Origin of the sequence: Methanothermobacter sp. (assembly GCF_030055425.1) — an archaeon.
GTDB lineage: Archaea > Methanobacteriota > Methanobacteria > Methanobacteriales > Methanothermobacteraceae > Methanothermobacter.
The window spans coordinates 28,553-54,895 of sequence record NZ_JASFYE010000002.1 but is presented as its reverse complement, the minus strand read 5'-3'; the positions used below and the strand labels follow the sequence as shown (position 1 = coordinate 54,895).

Genomic DNA, 26,343 nt, shown 5'->3' with positions numbered 1-26,343 from the left:
TATATGACAGTTAAATTAATATTATTTATTCCATGATAATTAATAATAATCAGGGTGATGATAATAACGGTGATTCCATGAAAAGTGATACCATAAAAAGGGGAATACAGAGGGCGCCCCACCGCTCCCTCCTCAGGGCATGTGGCCTGACAGACCATGACTTTGAAAAGCCATTCATAGGGATAGCCAACAGCTACACGGATATCGTGCCAGGCCACCTCCACCTTAGGGAACTTGCAGATGAGGTCAGGGCCGGAATCAACGCTGCAGGTGGAGTTGCATTTGAATTCAACACCATGGCCATATGCGACGGAATAGCCATGAACCATGAGGGCATGAAGTACTCCCTTGCATCAAGGGAGATAGTCGCAGATACCGTGGAGAGCATGGCAATGGCCCATGCCCTTGACGGACTTGTCCTTCTTCCAACGTGTGATAAGATAGTACCGGGTATGCTGATGGCCGCTGCAAGACTTGACATACCATCAATAGTGGTCACCGGTGGCCCCATGCTACCAGGAGAGTTCCAGGGAAGGAAGGTTGACCTCATAAATGTATATGAGGGTGTAGGCGCAGTGAGTGCAGGTGAAATGAGTGAGGATGAACTCGCCGAGCTCGAAAGATGCGCCTGTCCAGGTCCAGGTTCATGTGCAGGACTCTTCACAGCCAACACCATGGCCTGCCTCACAGAGGCATTGGGAATGAGCCTCCCTGGATGCGCAACTGCCCATGCTGTAAGCTCAAAAAAGAGGCAGATTGCAAGGCTCTCAGGTCACAGGATAGTGGAAATGGTGAAGGAAAACCTCAAACCCACAGATATAATGAGCAGGGAGGCCTTTGAAAACGCGGTGATGGTGGACCTTGCACTTGGGGGGTCAACCAACAGCGCACTCCACATCCCTGCCATAGCAGCTGAGATGGAGGGCCTTGGCATCAACCTTGACGTCTTTGATGAGCTGAGCCTCAGAATACCCCACATAGCATCAATATCACCGGCAGGTGATCATATGATGATAGACCTTGATAGGGCAGGGGGAATACCGGCCGTCATGAAAACCCTCATGGATCACCTCAACACCAGCTGCATAACCTGCACAGGAAAAACCGTCGCTGAGAACATGAGGGATGCCAGGGTGAGTGACACCACAGTTATAAGGCCCCTGGATGACCCGGTCCACCGGGAGGGTGGCCTCGCCATACTCAGGGGTAACCTGGCACCCAGGGGCTCCGTGGTGAAACAGGGGGCCGTTGCAGAGGATATGCTGGTCCATGAGGGCCCAGCCAGGGTATTTGAGAGTGAAGATGAGTGTGTTGAGGCAATATTCAGTGGAGATATAGCCGAGGGTGATGTCATCGTAATAAGGTACGAGGGCCCCAAGGGGGGCCCTGGTATGAGGGAGATGCTGAACCCCACCTCTGCAATTGCAGGTATGGGGCTTGAAAGGGTGGCCCTCATAACCGATGGAAGGTTTTCAGGTGGTACCAGGGGGCCATGCGTGGGACACGTCTCCCCCGAGGCAATGGAGGATGGTCCCATAGCGGCTGTGAGGGATGGGGACACAATAAGGATAGATATACCCTCAAGAAAGCTTGAGGTTGATCTGACAGAAGATGAGATCAGAAGAAGGATTGAATCTGCAGAAAAACCAGAGCGCCGCGTTAAGGGATGGCTTGCACGCTACAGGAAACTCGCAGGTTCAGCAGATACAGGTGCCATTCTGAGATAGGTGTGAGCATGAGTGATGATAAAAGGGAATTGATTGAAGCAGCAGCATACATTCTCCTCCTCTTACTCGCTGTTGTTGCATCACAGCACATGAACGTGGTTGTATCAGGAAGCATGGAGCCCGTATTCTACAGGGGCGACATAGTGATAATCGAGAAGAGCAACTTTTTTGGCATAAATGAACTGGACCCTGAAAACGTGCAGAAGGGTGACATAATAATCTATGACGCCACATGGTTCCCCGAACCGGTCATACACAGGGTTATAGCCGTCGAAAAGGATAAAGCAGGTCAAAAATACTACATCACAAAGGGTGACAACAACCCATCACCTGACCCCGCACCTGTGTACCCATCACAGGTTGAGGCAAGGGTTATAACGGTGGGTTCAAATCCGCTAATGATACCCAAGGTGGGCTACATAACACTCTGGCTTAAGGGACTCTGAAGGCAGGTGAGGAAATTGTTCAGATACATTGAAAACAGTGCAAGGGATTCAATAATTGAGGCGCTTGAGAAGCTCCAGCTACCAGTACCATCAGAGATCAAACTGGAGGAACCACCAAACCCCCAGCTGGGAGATCTTGCATGCACGGTGGCCTTTGAACTTGCAGGTGAACTCAAAAGACCGCCAATGGAGATAACCTCCGATATAATGTCGGTGATTGAAACTCCTGGGATCTTTGAGGCCGTTGAATCAAAGGGGCCCTACATAAACTTCTTTGTTGACTATGGAAAGCTTTCAGGAAAACTCCTTGAAATCATGGATGACGACTACGGGTCCCATCCAGAGAGGGGTGAGAGGATAATCCTTGAGCACACCTCTGCAAACCCCAACGGTCCCCTGCACATAGGGCATATAAGGAATGCCATCATCGGGGACTCACTTGCAAGGATACTCAGAATGGCAGGATACCAGGTTGAAACCCAGTACTACGTTAATGACATGGGGCGACAGATAGCCATGATTGTCTGGGGCCTTCTGAACCTCCAGAAAACCCTGGATGACTACCCCGGGGATAAGAGGGACCACAGGGTTGGAAGGCTCTACCTTGAGGTTAACCAGAAACTCAAAGAGGATCCTGGTATAAAAGATGAGGTGGATGAACTCCTGAGGAAATACGAGGCCGGTGAGAACGAGGACACCTTCAGGGAGGTTGTGGAGTACTGCCTTGATGGAATGAAGGAGACCATGCAAAGGCTACACGTCCACCACGACAGGTTCGTGTGGGAGGGGGAACTGGTAAGGGATGGGACGGTTGGTGAGGTTATAGAATCCCTCAGAAAAACGGGACTCACCAGGGAAAATGAGGTCCTCTACCTTGACCTTGAGGATTTCGGCATTGAAAAGGAACTTGTGCTCACCCGTTCAGATGGAACATCCCTCTACTCCACAAGGGACATAGCCTACCATCTCCAGAAATCCCGTGAAGGGGATATTCTCATTGACGTCCTTGGATCGGACCATAAACTTGCAGCGGAGCAGGTGGGAATCGCCGTGGATCTCCTTGGGGGTAAGAAACCAGAGGTCATATTCTACGAGTTCATAACACTCCCTGAGGGCTCAATGTCCACAAGGAGGGGCGTATTCATATCGGTGGATGAACTGATGGACGAGGCCCATAAAAGGGCCTTTGAGGAGGTTAAAAAGAGGAGAGAACTTCCAGATGACGTTGCAGACGATATCGCCGAGGCCATCGGCAACGGGGCCATAAGGTACTATATAGCGCGCCTTTCCCCCGAGAAGCACATTGTGTTCAGGTGGGATGAGGCCCTCAGCTTTGAACGTGGCTGTGCATCGATACAGTACGCCCATGCAAGGGCATGCAAACTCCTCAAGAAGGCATCCTTCAATGGCTATGAGGATATCGAAGACACCTGGGAACCTGAAAACGATGAAAAAGAACTTGTCCGTCTCCTTGCCCGTTTCCCTGTGGTTGTTGAGGAGGCCGCCATGGCAAGGAGGGTTCACCCTGTGGCACAGTACGTGCAGGACCTTGCAAATGCCTTCAACAGTTTCTACAGATCCACACCTGTCATCGGGTCTGAATTTGAGGGTGCAAGGCTGAGGCTCGTTGATTCTGTCAGGATCGTGATCAGAAATGCCCTTGGTCTTCTGGGTATACATGCCCCGGAGACCATGTAAATTAATTTTTGGTTAAACAGGAACTCAGAAAAATTCATGTGCACATAATGTATTGAAGTCTGACATTCAGTCGGCGTTGGATAAAAGAAGGATGCTGTGAACAGAGAAGCCCTCCCTGGACTCCTGTTCATGCCTGCCTGAGCAGTCCATCACCACAGGCAACACCCTCAATCATCCCATGAGCCAGTGCATTATCGCCTTCTGTGCATGTAGCCTGTTTTCTGCCTGATCCCAGACAACTGACTGCGGCCCGTCGATGACCTCAGAGGTCGTTTCCTGCCCCCTCACAGCAGGAAGACAGTGCATGAATATGGCGTCGGGGGATGCGAGTTTCATGAGCTCTGAGTTCACCTGGTATGGCCTGAATACCCTGAGGCGTTCATCCGCCTCTTCCTCATAGCCCATGCTGACCCAGACGTCGGTGTAGACAACATCCGCGCCATCAACAGCTTCCCTAGGGTCATGGAGCACCCTTATCTCCGAACCACTTTTTCTGGCGATTTTTTCTGCCATTCCAGTGATTTCCGTGTCGGGTTCATAGCCTGGTGGGCAGGCAATGTCCATGTCCATCCCCAGCATTGCTGTTATGAGGAGCAGTGAGTTGCAGACGTTGTTACCATCACCCACGAATACCAGTCTACCACTGAAGTCCCCCAGTTTCTCCCTTACAGTCTGCATGTCAGCCAGCGCCTGGCATGGGTGTTCAAGATCCGTGAGCCCATTTATAACAGGTACAGAAGACTCTGATGCAAGTTCAACCACATCTAAGTGCCTTATGGCCCTTATCATGATCCCATCAACGTATCTGCTGAGGGTCCTTGCGGTGTCTGCTATTGGCTCCCCCCTTCCAAGCTGCAGGTCTGATGCTGATAGATAGAGGGGCTGTGCACCCAGCTGGGATGCCCCAACCTCAAAGGAGACCCTGGTCCTTGTTGATGATTTCTCAAAGATCATGGCAAGGGTCCTGCCCTCAAGTACCTTTCCCGGGATTTTTCCTGCCTTGTAGTCATCTGCAAGGTCAAGGAGTGCCACCACGTCTTCCATGTCACATACAGATAGAAGATGCCTCATCTGCCCAACTCCTCAGGACCGGAGGTCCTCCATGTGCTTCACCCTCTTCTCAACAAGCTCCCTGGTACCTATATCTCTCCGGTGGTAGAGCCTTCCCTTCACGTGTCCTGTGGCGTTCTCACAGAGCTCCTCTGCAGAGTATATGTTCTCTGCAAGGGCCACCAGTGCAAGTGCCCTGGATGAGGAGGTGTATATGGTGCTGTTCTCCTGGTTAACCGCTGCATAGTACGTTATAACCCCCATGTCCTCTATTTTATCCTCTTCAACCCTTATTTCAGAGCCTGCAACCCCCTTATCAGGGTATCCCTCAGGTACAAGGTACTTGCAGACCGTTGCAAGGTTCCTGAACCTTGCCCCGCTGAGACTTCCGTCCACGATTCCCTCACAGATCTCAAGCATGCTGGACTCAAGTAGTGGGAGCACATTCATTGCCTCAGGGTCCCCGAAACGTGCATTGTACTCTATGAGTTTCGGTCCGTCGGCTGTGAGCATGAACTGACCATAGAGAACTCCCTTATAGGGCCCTGCCTCACTTTTAATTGCATCGATTGTCTTCTGCATTATCTCAACTGCTTCATCATAGTCCTTCTGTGTTAGAAACGGTAAAAGACCATCTGAGTCTGAGTAGGAACCCATCCCTCCTGTTATTGGGCCCTGGTCACCCTCATATGCGTGGGGGTGGTCCTGTACTGCGGGCATTGGTACGATACGGTCGCCGTCAGAGAAGGCCTGGACGGTGAATTCCTCCCCAACAACCCTTTCCTCTATAACAACACTTGCATGGCCGCCTATACGATTGTCTATTACCTCACAGGCGTATTCAATTGCCTCTGAGTTGTCCTGGAGGTGTTCGCCGACTATCTTAACACCCTTTCCGCCTGTGAGTCCCACCGGCTTTACCACAGCCTCGCCCTCAAAGTCATCCATGAACTCCCTGAGTTCCTCCCTGTCATCAAAGACACGGTAGGTTATTGACCCGGGGATACTGTAACTTTCAAAGAGTCTGCGCATGAATGACTTGTCTGTCTCAATTCTGGCAGCCTCCCTGGTGGGCCCCACCGATAGTATGCCTGCTTCCTCAAGGGCATTGACCAGCCCTGCCTCGAGGGGTGCCTCAGGACCTATGAATGCCAGGTCAACGCCCTTACTGAATGCGAAATTGACCACCCTTTCTGTGTCAACCTCAGGAGCAACCATGAATTCACTGGCAAGCCTTGATATACCTGGGTTCCTGTTACCCATCACAGAGTATATTGTTGCCTCATCTGCCAGTGCACTGCATATGGCATGTTCCCTTGCTCCTGTTCCCACAACAAGTATTTTCATCGGATAATCCTCCCTGAAATTGATAAACTTAAATCTCCCTATTGTTTTATATAACCTTACCACTTACCTTTATTATGTATTTATAAGAAATATGTCATTAATAATAATGATAGATTTTCAAGGTGTTTCCAATGAAAGGTGGCCAGGCAATAATCAGATCACTTCTGGATCAGGGAGCAGACACCGTATTCGGATACCCCGGTGGACAGTTACTGCCACTCTATGACATGCTCTATGATTCCGAACTCAAACACATCCTTGTAAGACATGAGCAGTGCGCAGCCCACGCCGCAGATGGATATGCAAGGGCCTCAGGCAGGGTGGGGGTCTGCATAGCAACCTCAGGGCCAGGGGCCACAAACCTTGTAACCGGTATCGCAACAGCCTACATGGACTCCTCACCCATAGTTGCAATTGCAGGTCAGGTCCCCACCCACCTCATCGGGAATGATGCCTTCCAGGAGGTGGACATGATAGGCATAACCATGCCCATCACAAAGCACAGCTTCCAGCCAGCTGATGCAAGTGAAATCCCTGCAATGGTAAGGGCAAGCTTTCACATAGCAAAGACAGGACGCCCTGGCCCCGTTGTCATAGACCTTCCAAAGGACATACAGGAACAGGAGGTCCAGGATCCCCTTGATGAGCTGGACCTTCAGGGTTACAGGCCGACCCTCCGGGGCCACCCGCTCCAGATAAAAAGGGCCGCAGAGCTCATAAAGAGGTCAGAAAAGCCAGTTATACTGGCAGGTGGTGGAGTGATAATATCAGGTGCCTCAAAGGAGATCATGGAGCTATCAGAACTCATAAAGGCCCCTGTGACCACCACACTCCTCGGTAAGGGTTCTTTCCCTGAGGACCATCCTTCGGCCATGGGTATGCTGGGTATGCACGGCCGCAAGGTTGCAAACCTAACAGTGGACGAGTGTGACTGCCTCATAGCGGTTGGATGCAGATTCTCAGACCGCACAACCGGTAATGTTGCAGAATTCGCCCCCAATGCCAGAATAATACACGTGGACATTGACCCCGCCGAGATAGGTAAAAACGTGGCCGTTGATGTTCCCATCGTCGGTGACGCCAGGAATGTCCTTGGGGAGCTTATAGCAAAACTCAAAAAACACGGTGAAAGGGATGATGAGTGGCTGAGGGGTGTTCAGAAGTTCAGATCGGACTGCATGCCAAGGATGAGTTATGAAGAAGTCCCCCTGAAACCCCAGCAGGTTATAAAGGAGATAAGCCAGGTCCTGGATGATGAAACCGTTGTCACAACAGACGTTGGACAGAACCAGATGTGGATGGCCCACTTCTACACATCAAGGGCCCCCAGAAAATTCATATCATCAGGTGGCCTTGGGACCATGGGTTTCGGTTTTCCTGCCGCCATAGGGGCAAAGGTTGCTCTTCCAGAGAATGACGTTGTGGCTGTCTGTGGCGACGGCGGATTTCTGATGGTCTGCCAGGACCTTGCAACCATAAGGGAATATGACATACCCGTTGTGATATGTGTCATGGACAACCGCCACCTTGGTATGGTTGCCCAGTGGCAGCGCCTCTTCTATGATGAGAGGATGTCCCATACACACCTCGGCGAGGTCCCGGATTTCGTTAAACTGGCTGAATCATTTGGAATTGAGGCTGAAAGGGTCGAAAAACCGGGTGAAACATCTGAAGCCCTTTCAAGGGCCATAAGATCAGGTGAACCAGCCCTTCTGGATATAGTTATAGACCCGGAGGAGATACTCCCAATGGTCCCACCAGGTTGCGGTCTGACCGAAATAGTGGGGGAGTACAGGGTTGAAAGGGAGGATCCCCAGGAAATAAGATACTCTGGAGTGAAGGCGGACGGTGATTAAGATGAAACCCGACACACACATCATCAGTGCCCTTGTTGAGCACAGACCCGGTGTCCTTCAGAGGGTTGCAGGACTCTTCACAAGGCGTGGATTCAACATCGAAAGCATCACTGTAGGGGAATCCGAAACACCTGGAATCGCCAGGATGACCATAATAGCCAGGGGCGACGACCGCGTGCTTGAACAGATAACCAAGCAGCTCAATAAGCTGATAGACGTTATAAAGGTCCGTGACCTTGAACCATCATCCACCGTTAAGAGGGAGCTATGCATGGTTAAGGTACACGCCCCATCAGAGAAGGAGAGGTCAGAGATAATACAGTACACCAACATCTTCAGGGGGAGGATAGTGGACGTGAGCAGTGAGGCACTTACAGTTGAGGTCACCGGGGACTCAGAGAAGATAGACGCCTTCCTTGAGCTCCTGAGGGTCTTTGGAATCAAGGAACTTGCAAGGACCGGGCCAACTGCAATGTCCCGTGGTGGGAGAACCATCTGAATCCAGATGAACACAAATTTTATTTTTAATGACCCTGTTAATTAGAGATGAGGAGGTTTTTCATGAAGATCTACTATGAAAATGACATTGACATGGAGATACTGGCAGATAAGAAGATAGCCGTGATAGGTTACGGCAGTCAGGGAGAAGCCCAGGCCAGGAACATGGCCGACAGCGGACTTGATGTTATAGTTGGGCTCAGAAGGGGTGGAGCCTCCTGGAAGAAGGCCCATGATGATGGTATGAACGTCATGACAGTTGAGGACGCCTCAAGGGAGGCCGACATCGTACACATACTCATACCCGACGAGATACAGGAGACAGTATTTGAGCAGTCCATAAAACCATACCTCAGGGAGGGCAACACCATATCCTTCTCACATGGCTACAACATACACTACGGCTACATAAGGGCCCCTGAGGGGGTAAACGTCACCATGGTGGCCCCCAAGGGTCCCGGTGCAATGGTGAGGAGAACCTACCTTGAGGGCTTTGGAATACCTGGTCTCGTGGCTGTTGAGGTGGATGCAACCGGAGACGCCCTTGAACAGGCCCTTGCCATGGCAAAGGCATGCGGACTTGCACGTGCAGGTGTCCTTGAGACCACCTTCAAGGAGGAAACAGAGACCGACCTCTTCGGTGAACAGGCCGTGCTCTGTGGTGGTGTAACAGAACTCATAAACACCGCATTCAGAACCCTTGTGAAGGCCGGTTATCAGCCAGAGATCGCCTACTTTGAGACATGCCATGAACTCAAACTGATAGTGGACCTCATCTACGAGAGGGGATTCCAGGGCATGTGGCACAATGTGAGTAACACAGCAGAGTTCGGGGGCCTTACAAGGAGAAAGAGGGTTATAACAGAGGAAACAGAGAAGGAAATGCATAAAATACTGGAAGAGATCCAGAACGGTAAATTCGCCAAGGAATGGGCCCTTGAAAACAGGGCCGGTGCCCCGATGCTTAAAAGGATGAGGGCCCTTGAGGGAGAACTGGAGATAGAGAAGGTGGGCTCAAAGCTCAGGAAACTCTGCGGCCTTGAAAAATAAACTCCGCCGATAAATCCCATATTTTTCTTTTAAAAGGTGATTGGCTTGGTATTTGTGGGTATGGACCATGGGACAACAGGAGTGTCCTTCACAATCCTTGGGGATAAGGTCGAGCACTTCAAGATAGGGAGGGAGGAACTCTCGGCGGGCAGGGTTTCCGCCCTTGAGGAGCTTGAAGGAAGGGTGTCCCCTGAAGAGATAGAACTCATGGCAATAACCTATGCAATGGGTGACGGTATAAACAGGATAAAGCCCATTGATCGGGTGAAGAACAGGGGTATCATCTCCATTGGAGGGGCCGGTAAGGTCACAGGTGGCGGGACAGCCGTTTACAGTGAAATAGAGTCCTCTGGAATACCCACTGTACTGATACCTGGCCTTCACCGCAACACCCCCTGTCTTGATGAGAGGTTCCGGGCAGCCTACTCCCACCACGCAAGTCCAGAGAAGGTGAGCATATGCTACAATGCATACCTGGATACCGGCTGGGAGAACATGATAGTTTCCGATATAAGCTCCAATACTGTGACCATGCTCATACAGGACGGGAAGATAAGAGGTGCGATGGATGCCTGTATAGGTGCCATGGGGGTTATACATGGGCCTCTTGACCTTGAAATGCTCAGGAAAATAGATGATGGTGAAAAAACAGCAAACGAGTGTTTTTCTCATGCGGGGGCTGTTAAGATAGCCGGCATAGATACGAGGGTATCCCGTGCAAGGGATGAACTCCTTGATATGTACCTTGAGGGAAGGAGGGAAGCGGCCCTTGCACTTGAGACCATGATAATGACCATAGCCATGGAGATATGGGGGCTTGCAGGCATCTCAGAGCGTGTTGATGGGATCGTTCTCACCGGATCCATGGGTGCCATGAGGGAACCCTACGATTTCCACGGAAAACTTGCAGATATGGTGAATGAACTGGCCCCTGTGAAGAGGCTGGATGCAACCTCCGGTTCCATGGGGAGTGCCCAGATAGCGCGTGATATACACGGGGGAAAAAGAGAGATTCTGGGAATAGAGGTTGATATCTAACTATTCCATTGCAATGAACGCTATCTTGGTTCCCTTAATGAACCTGATGCCCTCCTCAGTCTGAAGAACTGTGTTGAGGTAATTATCTATTGATATGAGTTTTCCCCTTGCCTCTTCATTGTTTTTGAGTGTTAGAAGAACATTCCTGTTTTTAAACTTCAGGAACTGCTTGTTAACCCTGAACTCCTTATCATCGCCTTTCATCAGAATCCCCTTAAAGATTTAGTAATGCTATAATGATTCGCCTATATATACTTCACATATCCTCCATCCTTCAGTTAAACTGCAGGGCTACTCCCAGGTTATCCTGAGGAGAACCAGAAGCGCGGCAAGCTGACAGAGGTTAACACTGAGAACAGGAAATCCCAGTCCATGTCCCCTGAAACCCTCCCGTATCAGCATGAAAATTATGAATATGATGTTCTGCAGGAGCAGCAGCATGGAAAACCCTATAAGTCCAAGTGTAAAACTGGACCGGATCTTCCTGTAGCCTGAAACATAGACCCCCAGAAGGATGAGGAGGACGAACACATTCAGAATCCCCACTACAACCGCCAGGAATGTGAGCCCGGGATCTGCCATGAAATTACGGGCATGAACTCCCCTCATACATCCACCCCCCTGATCCTATCCATTATATCCTCAAATAAGTCGTAATTCTCCTCCATTGCATCTGAAAGAAAGTACATCTTTCCGTACCTCTCACCTGATGATACTATGATTTTATTCTTCTCAAGAACCCTTAGGTGATGCTGAACAGTCTTATAGTCAAGTTTAAGCGCCTCTGCCAGCTGGTTGGTATTGTATGGCCTCTCATGCAGCATCCGGATTATCCTTGCACGGTTCACTCCCCCACGTGTCGCTGCAATAAGCCACCACAGGAGCCTCTTCATGGAACCACTCTTATACCTATGGGGGTAAACACTGATAATTTTTTGGCACTGACCCATTCAGTGATTTACCTTTGAATACCTGAGAGTCCACACATCATACTAATAAATGGAATTTTAAAGGTGGGGAGTGGGGATTCTGAAGCCCATCATGATTCTTCAGTGGTGATCTGCTTCACCATCAGGATGCGCCCCTCATCAGCTGGCTGAACATGCCCTTTAAAGGCTTCCAGTATATGTGGGCATGTATCAGGGTACCTGTAACCATCAGAATTGCAAGTTCAGCATGCCAGTAGGTCACAGATGGATTCATGGCCGTTTTTACACCAAGGCGTATGAATATGAGGAGGAGTATACCTGTAAGTCCTGTCCCGGCATATCCCACAGTTATTAGCATGTTCCACAGCCTTCTGTACACTGAACCCCTGATGTAGCCGCTGCGCATGAGGTAAAGCGTTAGGAGGTACGCCCCCACTATAATGAGGCTCACAGGTATTAAATGGTAATCTGTTTCATGGCCGCTGAACTCTCCAATGGTACCGTCTGAAACATCTCCACTCACGTTATGTTCAGGGGTGTGATTCTGTGTCCTGTTGATTTCAGAAGTTTCTGCTGGACTGTAATCATCGCTACCGCTGGATGAAGAAGCCCCCTGGTCAGATGAAGAAGCTTCCTTATCCTCAGATGCTGCGTAATCTGTTGTGGATGCTGTCTGTGAGAGGTCACATATGCCGTCACCGTTGAGATCCGTGAACCTTGGGCACTGTCCAGGGTAGGGGTCGTTCACAAGACCATAGGGGCATGAAGCGGCGCATGAAATGCCGGAAGTGGATATTGCGGCTGCGAATGGTAAAATTCCGGTCAGAAACTTAAATCCTTTCTTCAGGTTCATTTACCAACCCCCAGGATTCTGTTTAAGCTGCCTGTGTAGCAGTGGAAGTGAAAAACCGTTACAAGCACGAGGGCCAGGCCCGCCTCCACATGCCAGTAGAGAAGCTGTGAGTTCAGTGGAAACCTTATACCGTTCTCCACCAGGAGGAGAAGGACGAAACCTCCAATCCCTGATATCAGAAATGCGATGAGTATGATCAGGTTCCAGAGGTTCACATGAAAACTTCTTCGTATCCTACCATTCCTGTAAAGCGTATAGGTTAATATATAAAGCCCTATTAATGGAAGAGTCACGTTAAAAATAGTGTATTCCATTTAAGGTCCTCCAATCTTTTATTTTAAATTGGACCTTCTCTTAAAAGAAATTTTTCCGAATTTACACCCAGATCTCCACCAGATTATGGAGACCAAAGTAAAAAGAAATTCCTCCAAATAATTACATCTACACCAGAAAGCGACCAGAAAAGTAAAAAGAAATTCTTAGGCCAGAACTCAGGAGATATTCAGAGATCAGAAGCGTGGATGTATGGTCAAAGGGAGTTATCGATGATCTCGAGCCACTAATCAAGCCATCCCCTCATTGAATCAAGGGGTGCGGTGCAGTCAAGGGATACCGGTGTGAGGGTTGCAGTGTTTTCAGCCTTCAGGGTATGGACATCTGTTCCAGGGGCGTCCCTACCTGCAGGGTCACCATCAATCCAGTAGTAGGGCCTTCCCCTTGGATCCAGTCTCTTCTTGATGTGGACATTGTACATCCTGTCCCCAAGTCTTGTGATACGTATATCGTTTCCTGAGGGGTGTGATGGGATGTTAAGGTTGAGGAAATCAACACCATCAGGTAAGCCTTTCCTGAGTATCCTGGATGCAACCCGTTCCGTCAGCTCAGATGCCAGTGAAAAGTCCACATCCACATGGCCATCATGAAACTTGATGTCACCCCTCCTCACCTGGAGTGAAACTGCAAGGGACGGTACACCATGAACCGCCGCCTCCATTGCGGCACCTATTGTCCCTGATGTTGTGAGTTCAGATTTTCCGAGGTTTTCCCCCATATTTATACCAGATATTACAAGGTCAGGTTTCTCATCCATCAGCTCGAATATCCCTATTATCACGGCGTCTGTTGGTGTCCCTGAAACCGCGTAGGCCTCTGAACCGTCCCTGAGGGTGACCTCGCTAACCCTTATGGGTTCAAAGAGGGTGAGGGCATGACCTATGCCGCTCTGCTGGGTGGCTGGAGCCACTATAATGGTCTCTCCAAGGTTTTCAACAGCCTTCCTGGCCGCTAGAATCCCGGATGAGTTCACTCCGTCATCATTTGTTATGAGAATCTTCATCGGTAACCATCTCTATCCTTTTGCTAGCATTTATATCAAATTTTAAGTATATCTTATAACATAGCTCTATTAAGTCTAACCCCGGAGGGTGGAGGAATTGAAGAAGCAGAAACTCGTGGATTTCATCGCCAAAGTCATGGAGGATTCTGGTTTCAAGGTTTACAAGGATTTCAGAACCTCCCAGCACATAGTGGACATATATGGTATTCTCCCCACCACCCTCGGGGATATAGGGGTTGTGGTGGCCTGTAAAAACTATGATGAAAACTGGAAGGTTGGTATGGACGTTTTAAAGGAAATGGAAATGGCTGCAAAGACCCTGAAGGCCTCCAAGGTAGTTATTGTTACAACATCCGATTTCTCATCCCAGGCCAGAAACTATGCCGTCAAGAGAAACATGAAGCTGATAGACAGGAATGGCCTCATAAAAATTGCTGAGGAGTTTTCAAAGAAAATTCAGGTTCCTGAAGAAGGAGAGGAAGAGGATGAATACTACGAGGAGGAAGTTGAGGTATACGGTCCCCCATCAACCATATTTCACACAGGGCACACAGGGTCCCAGCGGGGACTTCTATCAAGGAGGGAAAGACGCCAGCCCCTTACCCCCATTATAAGGGGTCTTCTGCAGAACACCATCATACTCATAATAACCGTTGTGGTGGTTTCCTTCCTGATTGCAACCATACTGCAGATGGCCGCAGGCCTGGGGACAAGCATCACGGGTATCGTGAAGATAATGATTGCCGCCGCCCTCTCCTATGGTATACCCTACCTTGTTGAGGATGACGGTGCCGTTATAATGATAAAGGGGACAATAGTGTTCTTCAGTTCTCTCCTCCTCCTTGTCATACTGATACTGATCTAGTAATCTGAATAAGCGACCTCTGCAACTTAAAAACTGAATAATAAGATTAGCTGACTGATCCAAAAAATAAATGGTTATCTTCTTGAGATAACCAGCCCCGCGCCAAGGATGAATATCCCTGCCACGATTAATCCTGCGGATGCGCCTGTCTCCTGCATGGGAACCATTTTTGCTCCTGTTACCTGTTCAGGCCCTTCAGATGATTCAGTGACATCGATGGTTGCCGTATCCTGGTTATTGGTGGCATTTATATCAGGTAGAGCACCTGAGATGGTTGCAGTGAACTGCGCTGTTCCAGTTGCCACGGCCCTCTGGTGTACAACGAGTTTATAGACTGCACCGGCTGGCAGGTTCCCTATAGTCCACTCACTGGTTGATGGATTGTATGATGGGTCATTGTAGATCCATGTGACCCCATTGTCCCAGGATACCTCATGTTCAAGGTATTCAAAGGGATAATTGCTGCTCCTTGTGATGGTTACCTTCACTCCAGTTGCAGTTGATGGTAAATTGTTTGTGACTGCCACTCCCTCAAAGACCTCATCTCCAACAGAGGCGCTGTTTATAATGTTTTCATCAAGATCAAGGTATTCTGCATCCACTGCAAGATCCGTGGTGATCTGTACATTGTCCTCTGTTTCCTGGGCACTCACAGTCCCCAGTGCCATGAATAGCAGGGCAAGGACAAAAAATCTGTGCATTCTCACCCCCCCCTCAGTTCAGCATCGACAAGAAAAATTTCGACACTTTATTGAGTTTATGTTTTTCACCGGTGATAAATGTTCTGAAAAGTGGTAGGTCTTGATTGATGATCATTAAGAACTCATGAAAAATTAACTGCTGCATTCATGAAATAAATCCAGTGGGCCGGACGAGATTCGAACTCGTGACCACCTCGGTGTGAGCGAGGTATCATACCCCTAGACCACCGGCCCCCCAGGACCCTTCAATAATCAGATGGGCCGGACGAGATTCGAACTCGTGACCACCTCGTTGTAAGCGAGGTATCATACCCCTAGACCACCGGCCCTCAGTGTGACTTTAAAGTCTTACCATATATAAACTTTTCCGGTTATGGGGGCAATATATAAACCTTGGAGTATAACTAAGGTAGTGAATATCATTCTGAGGTTATTCTCATGTCATGCGAAGCCAGTGGAAAGATATGGTTCAACGGTGAAATGGTTGATTGGGAAGACGCCACTATACATGTACTTTCACATGTTGTGCATTATGGATCCTCAGTATTTGAGGGAATAAGGTGCTACAGGAACAGGAAAGGATCCGCCATTTTCCGTTTGCGGGAGCATGTAAGGAGGCTCTTTGATTCTGCAAAGATATACAGGATGGAGATACCCTACACAGAGGAACAGATATGCGATGCAATAATTGAGACCGTCAGGGAGAACGGACTCGATGAGTGCTACATAAGGCCAGTTGTCTACAGGGGGTACGGAGAGATGGGAGTTCACCCCGTTAACTGCCCTGTTGAGGTTGCCATAGCTGCCTGGGAATGGGGGGCCTACCTGGGGGCCGAGGCCCTTGAGGTGGGTGTGGACGTGGGTGTTTCAACCTGGCGGAGGATGGCCCCAAACACCATGCCAAACCTTGCAAAGGCCGGTGGAAACTACCTGAACTCCCAGCTGGCCAAGATGGAGGCTGTTAGACATGGCTATGACGAGGCAATAATGCTGGACTACCATGGCTATGTCAGTGAGGGCAGTGGCGAGAACATATTCATCGTAACCGACGGTGAACTTCAGACCCCACCTGTATCCTCATCCCTCCTTAAGGGTATAACAAGGGATTCTGTGATGAAGATAGCCAGGGCCGAGGGTGTCCCTGTACGTGAAGAACCTATTACAAGGGAGATGCTTTGCCTTGCAGATGAAATCTTCTTCACAGGTACAGCCGCAGAGATAACCCCTGTGAGGTCTGTTGATGGTATAGAGATAGGTTCAGGTCGAAGGGGGCCTGTGACAGAGATGCTGCAGAATGAGTTCTTCAGGATAATCAGGGCCGAATCAGAGGACAGCTTCGGCTGGTTAACCTACCTCTAGTATTTCAGCATTATAAGTGAAAACTTGGAAGTTATAAGTTAAAAGTTATAAGTGATTTCCATGGATGTTCTTCAGGCAATAATAATCGGAATTTTTCAGGGGCTCACAGAGTTCCTCCCGATAAGCAGCTCAGGCCACCTTGTGCTTGTACCTGAAATAATGGGTGTTAAATCCAGCCTTGCATTTGACACCCTGCTCCATGTGGGAACCCTGGTGGCTGTTGTCACCTACTTCTGGAGCGACATAATCCACATGATAAGGTCATTCATCTCAAGTCTTACAGATATTCCCAGGGGCAATTTCAGGCGTGGGATAGAGGAGGACCCATTTAAGAGGCTGGCCTGGATGGTCATCATAGGTACCATCCCCGCCGGCCTTGCAGGTGTACTGTTCAAGGACTTCTTCGAATCCCTGTTCAGCAGCATAACAGCCGTTGGATTTTTCCTTATAGTAACGGGTCTTCTCCTGTGGGGTTCGGAAAGGATCAGCGCAAGGATAAGGGAAAAACTTCCTGTTGAAAAACTTGGTGTCAGGGATTCCCTCATAATAGGGGGTGCCCAGGCACTGGCAATAGCCCCAGGTATATCCCGTTCCGGTGCAACCATATCTGCAGGTCTCTTCCTTGGATTTGAAAGGGAGCTTGCAGCAAGGTACAGCTTCCTTCTATCAATACCCGCCATACTTGGGGCCGCACTCATCCAGGTGAAGGATATCAGTGCAGGTATGGACCTCCTGGGTGCCAGTATGATTGCAGGTTTCGTGGCATCCGCTGTATCAGGTTACATTGCAATAAAGTTCCTGTTGAAGCTCATAAGGGAAAGGGATCTATATATTTTTGCCTACTACTGTTTTGTGCTGGGCATACTGATCATGGGGGCATCTATAATCTGAATTTACCATCTAAACTCCCATATTTTATTTTTGCTTATAAGCCGGGGCAACCAGCTCTTTCTCGTAATCTGTAATTAAACTCACAGCTCCACAGAGGCAACATGGCTGTGGAAATAGGTCCATGAAACCTGTCTCTCTGTGAATATATAGACCCACCAGGTGCTCCAGAAGACCTCAATAATGGCCGCAATTGCGAATATGATAGAGATCAGTACTATCAGGAACAGGAGCCTTTCTTTTACCGTAACTATCAGTGGTTCTGCCGAGCCTCCGGAGATGGACTTCAGAATTGAACCAATAAAAACCCTGGCGGCCTGCAGTGAGAACAGGCATCCCATAACCTCAAGGTGAAGGTGCACCGTACCTGCATAGATCAGAACTCCCCTCAAACCCCACGTGGATACGAGATTGTGGAGTAGCGCCCCGGATAGAACAATTAACTTCAAAACCTGAATGGTGGTTGCCAGTGTGAATATGAAAATCAGTACCTGGGTGATGTTCGATACGAATATCCAGAAAGCTGTTGCGCCCAGATAGTCAATGAACTGCTCCCTGAAGCCAGGGAAGGAGGAAAAATGGACCACCATATTCCCGTTGAGAAACCCATATGGTGGTGGCATGCCAGAAGCGTCCAGTAAAAAACCTGAAATATAAAGGAGCATTGCTACCATGAGGATTGGAGGGCCAGGTATCATGCCATCCAGACCCTTCCTGCCCATGGATAACAGAATATCACCCCTTAATCAGAGTATTGTGTTGCAGAGCTCCTCAACCCTCTCCCTTATGCTCTCAACAGGTATTCCATGAAGAAGTGCCAGGAGCATTGCACCCCCGGCACCCACGCCCTCCTTGACCGAACCATTGAGGTACTCGTGAAGACCCCTGTGGGATGCCCTCTCAAAGCCGGGGTCAACTGCGTAGATATCGATTTCACCTATCTGTTCAGCGATCCTGTTTATATCTGAGGTTTCATCCTCTGCAACGAATATGGTTGTTGCAATTGCCGTGTCTGAAAAGTCGAATGCAGGATCAATTGCCTTCATGAGGGCGCACACCGCGGTCATCTGGGTCCCCCCTGCAAGTGTTACAGGGACACTGCTTCCCATGCACATGCCTGCAACGGCGGGTATCATTGGGTCACCGACTGCAGCAACAGCCCTGAATGGATCTTCACGGCAATCGCCCTTCTTAAGGCCTGCGTTCCTTAGGCCCTCCATTACAACATCCCTCTTGAGGTTGTGGGGATTTTCAGGGAGACTTGCGCTGACCCTGAAATCAGCGTCGTAACCAAGGGCCGTCAGGACTCCCAGGGCGGTTGTTGTACCGGCCGGTGTGCTTTCGCCAACCACAAGGTGCTCTGTAAGTTTCGAGAGCGTCATCCCAACCATGAATCCCCCCTCATATATTCTCTCAGGATTATCCACGGCCCTTCCTGTTCTTATATCCCCCCCATGCCCTGAGTTGATGTTTATATAGGGCACGTCGGGTTTCACCGATGCCCCTGCATCCGCAACCATGAAGGGTACCTCAGCCAGTTCAAGGGAGGCCTTTGTTATAACCGCAGGTGTGGGTGCAGATTCACCCTCCACAATTGTCTGGGGTATCTCAGGAAGACACCTTGGGGCGTCATGTACTATTAGTTCAACATCAGCCGCGGGTGTGTACTCAGTCAGGTCTGGACCGGCCCCGGCCCCTGTTATTCCAGGAATCCTTGATGTCTCGGTTGTTGCAACTGCACATATGAAGAGGGATTCCCTGTCAAGAACCCCCTCCAGGTGGTCGCCTGATCCATAAATCCTAAGTCCATCAAACATTGCCATTCACCTTTTCACCGATACAATAGTTATAACCGTGAATAAATAAAGTAGTTACAGTTCTGGTGACCTTACGCACCTCAACCGGTGGTGATCAATAAAATGTTGTGTCTCGGTATAGAGGGAACCGCAGAGAAGACAGGTGTTGGTATCGTTGACGACAGTGGAAGGGTGCTCTCGCTTAGGGGCAGGCCACTCATACCTGAAAGGGGAGGCATACATCCCAGGGAGGCCGCTGAACACCACGCCAGGTGGATACCTGTGCTTGTGGAGGAAGCGCTGGAGGATGCCGGGGTGGATATGGATGAAATAGGACTCATATCATTCTCCAGGGGGCCTGGTCTGGGGCCGGCCCTCAGGACAGTTGCAACAGCCGCAAGAACCCTGGCAATTTCACTTAAAATACCAATAGTGGGTGTGAATCACTGTATAGGCCATATAGAGATAGGTAGGCTAACAACAGGTGCATCAGACCCTCTTTCACTCTATGTGAGTGGCGGGAATACTCAGGTCATCGCCTTCAACCAGGGCAGGTACAGGGTGTTCGGTGAAACCCTTGATATCGCTGTGGGAAACATGCTGGACCAGTTCGCAAGAGAGTCCGGCCTCGGCCACCCAGGGGGTCCCATCATTGAGGGACTTGCAGCCGAGGCATCAGAGTACGTGGAGCTTCCATACAGTGTCAAGGGGATGGACATCTCATTCTCAGGGCTTTTGACGGCGGCCATCAGGAAACTGGAGGCCGGTGAAAAGCTTGAGAACCTGGCGTACAGTCTGCAGGAGACAGCCTTCTCCATGCTCGTTGAGGTCAGTGAGCGTGCTCTTGCCTACACAGAAAAGGGCGAGGTCCTTCTCTGTGGAGGGGTTGCCGTCAACAGAAGGCTCCGTGAAATGATGGAGACCATGTGCAGGGAGCACGGTGTGGACTTCCATATGCCACCCCCTGAATACTGCGGGGACAACGGGGCCATGATAGCCTGGCTGGGACACCTTGTCCACAAACATCAGGGCCCCCAGAGGATAGAGGAAACATCTGTTGTGCAGCGCTACAGGACAGATGAGGTGGATGTCCCCTGGATGCGGGAGTCAGAACATGTGGTCAGACTTCAGGGAAACCTCAGGGCCAGGGGTGCCGAAGCCAATATTTACAGCGGTGAATGGATGGGAAGACCGTGTATTGTTAAGGAAAGAATATCAAAGGGTTACAGGATCCCTGAAATCGACCATAAACTCAGATCATCCAGGACAAGGAGGGAGGCCCGCCTTATCAACCAGGCAAAGAGCGCCGGTGTACGCACACCCATACTTTTTGACGTGGATACAGAAAAGGGAATCATCATCATGGAGGAGATTGATGGTACAAGGTTCAGGGACGCTGTTGAAAATAAGGAACTCTGTTCAAAAATCGGTGAGGCCGCTGGAAAACTGCACCGTGCAGGTATAATACATGGAGACCTCACAGGGTCCAACATAATCCTCAGGGGGGATGAGGTGGTCCTCATAGACTTTGGCCTGGGCATGTTCTCAGATGAAATTGAGGACATGGGGGTGGATCTCCTTGTGCTGAAAAAATCCCTGGAGAGCACACACTACCAGCTTGCATCAGACTGTTTCAGGAGCGTGCTTGAGGGCTACAGGAAGTTCACAGACGCTGATATCTCATCAAAGATAGATGAAATAGAGGCAAGGGGTAGATACACAACCAGAGAGAGGGATGGGTGAATCTTATAAAATGAGAGAAAACCCGAAGGTGATTCCCATTGAAGGTAACATTTATAACAGGCAATAAACACAAATTATCTGAGGCAGAAAAGATCTTCCATGATACCGGAATAGAACTTGAGCATGCTGATTTGGGCTACCCTGAACTTCAGGGAACCCTTGAAGAGGTGGCCCGGTACGGTGCAGAGCATGCGGCGCGGATCATGGACGGTCCTGTTATCGTAGAGGATGCAGGACTATTTATAAGGGCCCTTAAATGGTTTCCAGGACCCTATTCTGCCTATGTACAGGATACCATTGGAAACAGAGGTATCTTAAAGCTCATGGAAAATGTTGAAGACCGCTACGCTGAGTTCAGGTCGGCTGTTGGGTTCTGCACCCCCAGCTCCGAACCCGAGGTTTTTCTGGGCGTGGTGAAAGGACGTATAGGTACTGAGGAGCGTGGAACCAGGGGATTCGCATTTGACCCCCTGTTTTATCCTGAAGGTATGGATAGGAGCTTTGGAGAACTCAGTACCATTGAAAAGAACAGGTTTTCACACAGGAGCAGGGCCCTTAAGAAATTTGCACAGTGGTATACTGAAAATTATGAGGTGATTTAATGGCTCTAAAACCTGAATGGGTTGAATATTCAAACGAAGAAATCGAGGATCTCATAGTAAAGTTATACAGGGAGGGTAACTCCACAAGCAGGATAGGAATCATACTGAGGGACCAGCACGGCATACCAAGCGTTAAGGCCGTGACCGGACTCAAAATAACCCAGATACTGGAAAAGCATGGTATGAATCCTGAATACCCTGAGGATCTCATGAACCTCATAAGAAAGGCTGTTAACATAAGGGACCACCTCAAGGAGCACCCAAAGGACCTCCACACAAGAAGGGGTCTGCAGATTGTTGAATCAAAGATAAGGCGCCTTGTGAAGTACTATGTGAGAGAAGGTGTCCTGCCTGAAGGATGGAGATATGACCCACAGAAAGCAGCCCTACTCGTTAAGTAAACTCCCCGACTCAATCTTAAAGAGGGGGTCAGAGGCCTCAAAACTCCTCGAGGAGCACCTGGAGAAGGGGAGCATAATAAGGGTCATATCCCACAACGATGCCGACGGCCTGTCTGCTGCAGGAGTTGTTGCACGGGCCATTTCATCAAGAAACGGCCAGTTCCACATCTCCATCCTTTCAAGACTCAGGAAGGAGTTCATAAAAAAACTTGGAAGGGAGAAGTACTCCCTCTTCTTTTTCTGTGACATGGGAAGCGCCTACCTTGAGGAGATATCAAGGCTCAAGGCCGATATCATAGTTGCCGACCATCATCAGCCCTCTGAATTTGAGGCAGATTCCAACGTTGTACACGTCAATCCCCACCTTCATGGCCTTGATGGAAGCAGGGACCTCAGCGCCTCGGGGGCAGCCTACCTGGCAACCAGGAACATCAGCAGGAATACGGGGCAGCTGGCCCTTGTTGGAGCCCTGGGCGATATGCAGTACAGTGATGGGTTCACAGGTGCAAACCGTTTCATAATGGATGAGGCGATTGAAGCAGGGGTCCTGCAGGTTCACAGCGACCTCAAACTGGCATCACGATACACCGAGCCCCTTTACCGTTCCATTGCATACACATTCAATCCTCCCCTCCCCGGATTAACAGGAGACATTGAGGCTTCAAGGGGCTTTCTTGAGCGTATAGGAGTCTCCTATGGAATAAAATACGCTGACATCTCACCCGAGGAGAGGGACATCCTCAGGGATGAACTATCAAGGATAAACACTGATATATTCGGTGAGGTTTTTACTTCAAGGGAGTTTCAGCCAGCCGTTGGTGACCTGTCTGATTTTGCAGGGATTCTTGATGCCTGTGGAAAGAACCGTAAATACGGCATTGGAATAGGACTATGCCTTGGTGAGGGTGAAGGTGCCCTTGAAGTGGGCCTTGAACTTCAGAAAAACTACCGTGAAGAGCTCATAAGAGGTCTTGCATGGATCAGGAGGGAGGGCTCCACTGTAATGGAAAATATACAGTACATTTACAGTGAGGACAAGGTCTTTAAGGGGATAATGGGAACCATAGCAAGCATATCACTCTCCCTTAAACTGCTGAACCCTGATATTCCACTCCTTGGTCTTTCAAGGATGGACCAGCATGTGAAGGTATCTGCAAGGACCACCAGACCTGCTGTTGAGAGGGGTGTTAATCTGGGGGCTGCCCTCAGGGATGCAGCATCCAGTTTTGGAGGTACAGGTGGCGGGCATGATATAGCGGCCGGTGCCATGGTACCCTACAGGGATATGGAGAGTTTCCTGCAGCTGGTGGATGAAATAACCGGTGCACAGATTAAATCGTGAGTGCTGCCATTGGTGTTGATTATGTACCTTGATGGAATCGAAGAGAAGATGTATGACGGCGAATTCGGTGAAACCGTCCAGAAAAGTATGGAGATACTGGTGGCCCTGGGTGACATCTACGGGGCTGAGAGGATGGTTGAAATATCATCCGCCCAGATCTCAGGCGTGTCCTACAAGACCATAGGGGACGCAGGCCTTGAATACCTGGAGGACCTGAGTGATGGTGGTGCCAGGGTCAGGGTCCAGAGTACACTCAACCCTGCCGGCATGGACCTGGAGAGATGGAGGGAGATGGGTTTCTCAGAGGAATTTGCCAGGAGACAGCTCAGAATAGTGGAAGCCTACTCATCAATGGATGTTATGAACACCTGCACCTGCACCCCCTATCTCATAGGGAACGTGCCCCTCAGGGGGTCCCATATTGCATGGTCAGAGTCATCTGCGGTGTCCTATGCAAACTCGGTTCTCGGTGCCAGGACAAACAGGGAGGGCGGCCCGGGGGCGCTTGCAGCTGCAATATGCGGAAGGACACCTGAATACGGTTACCACCTTGATGAAAACAGAAAGGCCACCCTCCTGGTTGAGGTGGAGTGTGACCTTTCAGGTGCAGACTACGGTGCCCTCGGTTACATTGCAGGTCGAATTGCAGGGGAGGGTGTCCCGTACTTTAAAATAAGGGGTTTACCAGCGCCCGAGGATCTGAAGGCCCTTGGAGCTGCCATGGCGTCATCAGGTGCTGTTGCACTCTACCATGTTGATGGCATAACACCTGAGTACAGGGATGCTTCCATGGAGGATGCAGACGAGAGGATCAGTGTGAATGCTGATGACATATCAGAGGCCCGCGAAGAACTTTCCACAACCTCTGATAGTCCTGACTTAATCTGCCTTGGATGCCCCCACTGCTCCCTTGATGAGATAAGAAGGATAGCCTCCTTTGTGGGTAAAAGGGGCGCTGACTGTGATCTCTGGGTATGCACATCTGCAGCCATAAAAAGTGCCGCGGACCGTATGGGCTACACAGATGTGATAGAGGCTGCCGGGGGAATGGTTGTATCCGACACCTGCATGGTGGTGGCTCCTGTGGAGGAACTGGGCTATGAGGTCCTTGGTGTTGACTCTGCAAAGGCAGCCAACTATGTCCCGGGTATGTGCGGCCTTGATGCAGTCTATGATGACTGGATGAATCTCCTTAAATTGTAAACTGCCTGAAATAACTGCCCGGCACTCTAACCCTTTATTTTTCTGATGGCACTTCCAAGCTGAAGCCCGATGGATGAGATATTTTCAAGGCTTATCCTGTTATAGGGCTTCACACTGTAACTTGCAAGGTTCAGTATCCCGATTATTTTCCCTGAAAACCTGATTGGGATCATTAAGATAGTCCTTATATTATTTTTACGTATTGAATCGTGTATGATGCGGTATTCAGGGGATTCGGCGGTTATATATATTACCCGCTCATCCTCAATCGATCTGCTGAAGAGGTCCGTGAATACCCCTGCCATGCACATCCGGCTGAGGGTCTCGGGCAGGTTCCTCTGGACCCTGAGTTTGAGTTCCTTCTCCTCTTCCATGAGGTAGATGCATCCCATTTCGAATTCAAGGGTATCTATAACCGCTTCAATTGATTTCTCAAGTATCCTGTTCTCTTCCTCATTGCTGTTTATAATCTCAGAGACCTTGTTCATTGCAAGGAGTGTCCTTATAAATTCATCGTTCTCCCTTCTGAGCCTCTCAAGTTCAATGTACTCTGAGACCTCATCGGCAAACATTTCCATGATTTCAAGTGCCCTGGATGATATGGAGTCATCGGAGACCTCAAGTATCATTGCCCCCCTTGCCCTTTCCTCTGTTATGAGGGGAACCGACAACATGAGACCCTTATTCGAGCTCCATGAGACAGTTTCAAGTGTTTCGATGCTTCTGTATATGAAATAATCAAATTCTTCAAGTTTAATTGATGATGGATGGTCATAGACCCTGTTTAAACCTGATGCATCTCTCAGGACCACTGATATCTGTTTGATATCCAGAACTCCTGCCAGTTCCTCCCTTGCAGACCCAAGAAAGTCCTCCAGGCTATCGGATGATGTCCTGAGCCTTGTGATTGTGAGGAGGACTTCAAGTTCATTCTTTGAGAATGATGAGCTTGCCATATCCTTTGCGATAATCACCCAGAAGTTATTCACTGGGCTTATGAAGAGGCTGTAGGTTCTCCTTATACCATCCCTTCCCCTGAGATCCGCCTGTATTTTACCAGGGGCATGCATTTTGCTTTCAAGAAGTATTATACTTTCCCTGTCCATGATATCCTCAAGGTTTCTGGCGCCGGGGAATATTCTCCTGAATGATTCATTGGATACAACTATGTCAAGGAGTGTGTTCACTGTGAAAACCAGTTTATCAGGGTCATCTATTTTTCTTTCAAGTTCCAGGAGCCTGAGAAGTGTCTGGTGAATCTCCGAGGCATTCTTTATGATCTCCGGGTCCCTTGAGGTGTCATCCCGGTACTCCACTGACTTAACATCTGCATCCCTTGTTGGCATCCATAGTTTACTTCTCCCCACCATCCTGTAGGTCACAAGGCCCCTTGCCTCCAGGATGTGGAGGTATTTGAGTACGGTGGCCCTGCTGCGGTTTATTCCCCTGGTTATCTTATCCAGCATGCACTCCTCTGGCGGGTTCGATTCAAGGTAGGACATTATCAGCTTCTCGGTTTCAGAAAGTTTCTCCAAGACCTCACCCCATTTACCTATGGTATAACCATGAATTATAATTTTATAGAAATATTTAAATATAAGTTTTTTATACTTTA

Annotated in this window: 27 protein-coding genes and 2 tRNA genes; 15 read left to right on the top strand and 14 right to left on the bottom strand. The window is 49.5% G+C overall.

From position 1 onward, the window contains the following. The first annotated feature begins 77 nt into the window (after window positions 1-77). The 3 genes from ilvD to argS are packed head-to-tail and all read left to right on the top strand — an operon-like array spanning window position 78 to window position 3,871. Complete coding sequence (ilvD, locus tag QFX39_RS02655; RefSeq protein WP_300477271.1) at window positions 78-1,727, top strand: dihydroxy-acid dehydratase; 1,650 nt, start codon at window positions 78-80, stop codon at window positions 1,725-1,727. Between the two features lie 8 nt (window positions 1,728-1,735). Continuing rightward, window positions 1,736-2,173, top strand: a complete 438-nt coding sequence (locus QFX39_RS02650) for a signal peptidase I (RefSeq protein ID WP_300477269.1) — start codon at window positions 1,736-1,738, stop codon at window positions 2,171-2,173. 15 nt (window positions 2,174-2,188) lie between these two features. Next, window positions 2,189-3,871 (top strand): arginine--tRNA ligase, encoded by a 1,683-nt coding sequence (argS, locus tag QFX39_RS02645; protein ID WP_300477268.1) that lies wholly within the window; start codon window positions 2,189-2,191, stop codon window positions 3,869-3,871. A 171-nt stretch (window positions 3,872-4,042) separates the two neighbouring features. Here the strand turns inward: argS and argF are convergent, their stop codons facing one another. Next, window positions 4,043-4,942: an ornithine carbamoyltransferase gene (argF, locus tag QFX39_RS02640; RefSeq protein ID WP_300477267.1), complete on the bottom strand. Its 900-nt coding sequence runs from the start codon at window positions 4,940-4,942 to the stop codon at window positions 4,043-4,045. A 12-nt stretch (window positions 4,943-4,954) separates the two neighbouring features. Then, window positions 4,955-6,268, bottom strand: coding sequence for a phosphoribosylamine--glycine ligase (gene purD / locus QFX39_RS02635; RefSeq protein WP_300477266.1), 1,314 nt, complete (start codon window positions 6,266-6,268; stop codon window positions 4,955-4,957). A gap of 131 nt (window positions 6,269-6,399) precedes the next feature. Here purD and QFX39_RS02630 point away from each other — a divergent pair, with 131 nt between their 5' ends. The 4 genes from QFX39_RS02630 to QFX39_RS02615 all read left to right on the top strand — a co-directional run bounded on the left by QFX39_RS02630 (window position 6,400) and on the right by QFX39_RS02615 (window position 10,710). Then, complete coding sequence (locus tag QFX39_RS02630; RefSeq protein ID WP_300477265.1) at window positions 6,400-8,124, top strand: acetolactate synthase large subunit; 1,725 nt, start codon at window positions 6,400-6,402, stop codon at window positions 8,122-8,124. A 1-nt stretch (window position 8,125) separates the two neighbouring features. Beyond that, window positions 8,126-8,623 (top strand): acetolactate synthase small subunit, encoded by a 498-nt coding sequence (gene ilvN, locus QFX39_RS02625; RefSeq protein WP_013294869.1) that lies wholly within the window; start codon window positions 8,126-8,128, stop codon window positions 8,621-8,623. 62 nt (window positions 8,624-8,685) lie between these two features. After that, window positions 8,686-9,672 carry a ketol-acid reductoisomerase gene (gene ilvC / locus QFX39_RS02620; RefSeq protein ID WP_300477263.1) on the top strand — a complete coding sequence of 329 codons (987 nt, stop codon included), beginning with the start codon at window positions 8,686-8,688 and terminating at the stop codon, window positions 9,670-9,672. Window positions 9,673-9,717: 45 nt separating this feature from the next. Next, window positions 9,718-10,710, top strand: a complete 993-nt coding sequence (locus tag QFX39_RS02615) for a methanogenesis marker 12 protein (RefSeq protein WP_300477262.1) — start codon at window positions 9,718-9,720, stop codon at window positions 10,708-10,710. On the opposite strand, the gene QFX39_RS02610 is transcribed toward QFX39_RS02615, so the two are convergent. The 6 genes from QFX39_RS02610 to surE form a co-directional block, all read right to left on the bottom strand. After that, the gene (locus tag QFX39_RS02610; protein ID WP_237779089.1) at window positions 10,711-10,914 is read right to left on the bottom strand and encodes an LSM domain-containing protein; all 204 of its coding nucleotides are present in this window, start codon (window positions 10,912-10,914) and stop codon (window positions 10,711-10,713) included. A gap of 87 nt (window positions 10,915-11,001) precedes the next feature. Next, window positions 11,002-11,319, bottom strand: a complete 318-nt coding sequence (locus QFX39_RS02605) for a hypothetical protein (protein WP_300477261.1) — start codon at window positions 11,317-11,319, stop codon at window positions 11,002-11,004. Then, window positions 11,316-11,603, bottom strand: coding sequence for a winged helix-turn-helix domain-containing protein (locus QFX39_RS02600; RefSeq protein ID WP_300477260.1), 288 nt, complete (start codon window positions 11,601-11,603; stop codon window positions 11,316-11,318). The genes QFX39_RS02605 and QFX39_RS02600 overlap by 4 nt, the downstream gene beginning before the upstream one ends. 178 nt (window positions 11,604-11,781) lie before the next feature. Further along, window positions 11,782-12,492: a hypothetical protein gene (locus tag QFX39_RS02595; protein WP_300477259.1), complete on the bottom strand. Its 711-nt coding sequence runs from the start codon at window positions 12,490-12,492 to the stop codon at window positions 11,782-11,784. Then, entirely contained in the window at window positions 12,489-12,806 is a 318-nt protein-coding gene (locus QFX39_RS02590) for a hypothetical protein (protein ID WP_300477258.1), read from the bottom strand. Before QFX39_RS02590 ends, QFX39_RS02595 begins: the two co-directional genes overlap by 4 nt. A gap of 245 nt (window positions 12,807-13,051) precedes the next feature. Then, window positions 13,052-13,828: a 5'/3'-nucleotidase SurE gene (gene surE, locus QFX39_RS02585; RefSeq protein WP_300477256.1), complete on the bottom strand. Its 777-nt coding sequence runs from the start codon at window positions 13,826-13,828 to the stop codon at window positions 13,052-13,054. Window positions 13,829-13,925: 97 nt separating this feature from the next. On the opposite strand from surE, the gene QFX39_RS02580 reads away from it, so the two are divergent. Next, window positions 13,926-14,693 (top strand): restriction endonuclease, encoded by a 768-nt coding sequence (locus QFX39_RS02580; protein ID WP_300477254.1) that lies wholly within the window; start codon window positions 13,926-13,928, stop codon window positions 14,691-14,693. A gap of 74 nt (window positions 14,694-14,767) precedes the next feature. Here the strand turns inward: QFX39_RS02580 and QFX39_RS02575 are convergent, their stop codons facing one another. From QFX39_RS02575 to QFX39_RS02565, 3 genes are all read right to left on the bottom strand, one after another. After that, window positions 14,768-15,394, bottom strand: a complete 627-nt coding sequence (locus QFX39_RS02575; RefSeq protein WP_300477253.1) for a DUF11 domain-containing protein — start codon at window positions 15,392-15,394, stop codon at window positions 14,768-14,770. A gap of 162 nt (window positions 15,395-15,556) precedes the next feature. Next, window positions 15,557-15,628: transfer RNA gene (locus QFX39_RS02570), tRNA-Val, on the bottom strand. Between the two features lie 23 nt (window positions 15,629-15,651). Next, window positions 15,652-15,723, bottom strand: a tRNA-Val gene (locus tag QFX39_RS02565). Window positions 15,724-15,832: 109 nt separating this feature from the next. Between QFX39_RS02565 and ilvE the strand changes: the two genes are divergently transcribed. Both ilvE and uppP read left to right on the top strand, forming a co-directional pair. Then, window positions 15,833-16,753, top strand: a complete 921-nt coding sequence (gene ilvE, locus QFX39_RS02560) for a branched-chain-amino-acid transaminase (protein ID WP_300477252.1) — start codon at window positions 15,833-15,835, stop codon at window positions 16,751-16,753. Window positions 16,754-16,813: 60 nt separating this feature from the next. Next, a complete protein-coding gene (gene uppP / locus QFX39_RS02555) occupies window positions 16,814-17,644 on the top strand; it encodes an undecaprenyl-diphosphatase UppP (RefSeq protein WP_300477251.1) in 831 nt (276 codons plus the stop codon). Window positions 17,645-17,724: 80 nt separating this feature from the next. On the opposite strand, the gene QFX39_RS02550 is transcribed toward uppP, so the two are convergent. Together QFX39_RS02550 and cobT are read right to left on the bottom strand one after the other, a co-directional pair. Next, complete coding sequence (locus QFX39_RS02550; protein ID WP_300477250.1) at window positions 17,725-18,363, bottom strand: hypothetical protein; 639 nt, start codon at window positions 18,361-18,363, stop codon at window positions 17,725-17,727. A gap of 24 nt (window positions 18,364-18,387) precedes the next feature. Beyond that, on the bottom strand, window positions 18,388-19,458 hold the full coding sequence (gene cobT, locus QFX39_RS02545) for a nicotinate mononucleotide-dependent phosphoribosyltransferase CobT (RefSeq protein WP_300477249.1): 1,071 nt from the start codon (window positions 19,456-19,458) through the stop codon (window positions 18,388-18,390). 102 nt (window positions 19,459-19,560) lie between these two features. Here cobT and QFX39_RS02540 point away from each other — a divergent pair, with 102 nt between their 5' ends. Genes QFX39_RS02540 through QFX39_RS02520 form a run of 5 tightly spaced genes read left to right on the top strand, consistent with a single transcriptional unit; the run spans window position 19,561 to window position 24,728 of the window. Next, window positions 19,561-21,180 carry a bifunctional N(6)-L-threonylcarbamoyladenine synthase/serine/threonine protein kinase gene (locus QFX39_RS02540; RefSeq protein ID WP_300477248.1) on the top strand — a complete coding sequence of 540 codons (1,620 nt, stop codon included), beginning with the start codon at window positions 19,561-19,563 and terminating at the stop codon, window positions 21,178-21,180. Window positions 21,181-21,218: 38 nt separating this feature from the next. Next, window positions 21,219-21,782: an XTP/dITP diphosphatase gene (locus tag QFX39_RS02535; protein ID WP_300477247.1), complete on the top strand. Its 564-nt coding sequence runs from the start codon at window positions 21,219-21,221 to the stop codon at window positions 21,780-21,782. Further along, the gene (locus tag QFX39_RS02530) at window positions 21,782-22,183 is read left to right on the top strand and encodes a 30S ribosomal protein S15 (RefSeq protein WP_013294852.1); all 402 of its coding nucleotides are present in this window, start codon (window positions 21,782-21,784) and stop codon (window positions 22,181-22,183) included. The genes QFX39_RS02535 and QFX39_RS02530 overlap by 1 nt, the downstream gene beginning before the upstream one ends. Continuing rightward, window positions 22,149-23,525 (top strand): DHH family phosphoesterase, encoded by a 1,377-nt coding sequence (locus QFX39_RS02525; RefSeq protein ID WP_300477245.1) that lies wholly within the window; start codon window positions 22,149-22,151, stop codon window positions 23,523-23,525. The genes QFX39_RS02530 and QFX39_RS02525 overlap by 35 nt, the downstream gene beginning before the upstream one ends. 21 nt (window positions 23,526-23,546) lie before the next feature. Continuing rightward, window positions 23,547-24,728, top strand: coding sequence for an aconitase X catalytic domain-containing protein (locus tag QFX39_RS02520; RefSeq protein WP_300477243.1), 1,182 nt, complete (start codon window positions 23,547-23,549; stop codon window positions 24,726-24,728). Between the two features lie 26 nt (window positions 24,729-24,754). Here the strand turns inward: QFX39_RS02520 and QFX39_RS02515 are convergent, their stop codons facing one another. Continuing rightward, a complete protein-coding gene (locus QFX39_RS02515) occupies window positions 24,755-26,263 on the bottom strand; it encodes a GAF domain-containing protein (RefSeq protein WP_300477242.1) in 1,509 nt (502 codons plus the stop codon). Between the last annotated feature and the right edge of the window lie 80 nt (window positions 26,264-26,343).

What these genes read in the sequence shown, in the direction of transcription:
- ilvD (WP_300477271.1), top strand. Translation starts at nt 78, where the DNA reads ATGAAAAGTGATACCATAAAAAGGGGAATACAGAGGGCGCCCCACCGC.
- QFX39_RS02650 (WP_300477269.1), top strand. Translation starts at nt 1,736, where the DNA reads ATGAGTGATGATAAAAGGGAATTGATTGAAGCAGCAGCATACATTCTC.
- argF (WP_300477267.1), bottom strand. Translation starts at nt 4,942, where the DNA reads ATGAGGCATCTTCTATCTGTATGTGACATGGAAGACGTGGTGGCACTC.
- purD (WP_300477266.1), bottom strand. Translation starts at nt 6,268, where the DNA reads ATGAAAATACTTGTTGTGGGAACAGGAGCAAGGGAACATGCCATATGC.
- QFX39_RS02630 (WP_300477265.1), top strand. Translation starts at nt 6,400, where the DNA reads ATGAAAGGTGGCCAGGCAATAATCAGATCACTTCTGGATCAGGGAGCA.
- ilvN (WP_013294869.1), top strand. Translation starts at nt 8,126, where the DNA reads ATGAAACCCGACACACACATCATCAGTGCCCTTGTTGAGCACAGACCC.
- ilvC (WP_300477263.1), top strand. Translation starts at nt 8,686, where the DNA reads ATGAAGATCTACTATGAAAATGACATTGACATGGAGATACTGGCAGAT.
- QFX39_RS02610 (WP_237779089.1), bottom strand. Translation starts at nt 10,914, where the DNA reads ATGAAAGGCGATGATAAGGAGTTCAGGGTTAACAAGCAGTTCCTGAAG.
- QFX39_RS02605 (WP_300477261.1), bottom strand. Translation starts at nt 11,319, where the DNA reads ATGAGGGGAGTTCATGCCCGTAATTTCATGGCAGATCCCGGGCTCACA.
- QFX39_RS02600 (WP_300477260.1), bottom strand. Translation starts at nt 11,603, where the DNA reads ATGAAGAGGCTCCTGTGGTGGCTTATTGCAGCGACACGTGGGGGAGTG.
- QFX39_RS02595 (WP_300477259.1), bottom strand. Translation starts at nt 12,492, where the DNA reads ATGAACCTGAAGAAAGGATTTAAGTTTCTGACCGGAATTTTACCATTC.
- QFX39_RS02590 (WP_300477258.1), bottom strand. Translation starts at nt 12,806, where the DNA reads ATGGAATACACTATTTTTAACGTGACTCTTCCATTAATAGGGCTTTAT.
- surE (WP_300477256.1), bottom strand. Translation starts at nt 13,828, where the DNA reads ATGAAGATTCTCATAACAAATGATGACGGAGTGAACTCATCCGGGATT.
- QFX39_RS02575 (WP_300477253.1), bottom strand. Translation starts at nt 15,394, where the DNA reads ATGCACAGATTTTTTGTCCTTGCCCTGCTATTCATGGCACTGGGGACT.
- ilvE (WP_300477252.1), top strand. Translation starts at nt 15,833, where the DNA reads ATGTCATGCGAAGCCAGTGGAAAGATATGGTTCAACGGTGAAATGGTT.
- uppP (WP_300477251.1), top strand. Translation starts at nt 16,814, where the DNA reads ATGGATGTTCTTCAGGCAATAATAATCGGAATTTTTCAGGGGCTCACA.
- QFX39_RS02550 (WP_300477250.1), bottom strand. Translation starts at nt 18,363, where the DNA reads ATGGGCAGGAAGGGTCTGGATGGCATGATACCTGGCCCTCCAATCCTC.
- cobT (WP_300477249.1), bottom strand. Translation starts at nt 19,458, where the DNA reads ATGTTTGATGGACTTAGGATTTATGGATCAGGCGACCACCTGGAGGGG.
- QFX39_RS02540 (WP_300477248.1), top strand. Translation starts at nt 19,561, where the DNA reads ATGTTGTGTCTCGGTATAGAGGGAACCGCAGAGAAGACAGGTGTTGGT.
- QFX39_RS02530 (WP_013294852.1), top strand. Translation starts at nt 21,782, where the DNA reads ATGGCTCTAAAACCTGAATGGGTTGAATATTCAAACGAAGAAATCGAG.
- QFX39_RS02525 (WP_300477245.1), top strand. Translation starts at nt 22,149, where the DNA reads ATGACCCACAGAAAGCAGCCCTACTCGTTAAGTAAACTCCCCGACTCA.
- QFX39_RS02520 (WP_300477243.1), top strand. Translation starts at nt 23,547, where the DNA reads ATGTACCTTGATGGAATCGAAGAGAAGATGTATGACGGCGAATTCGGT.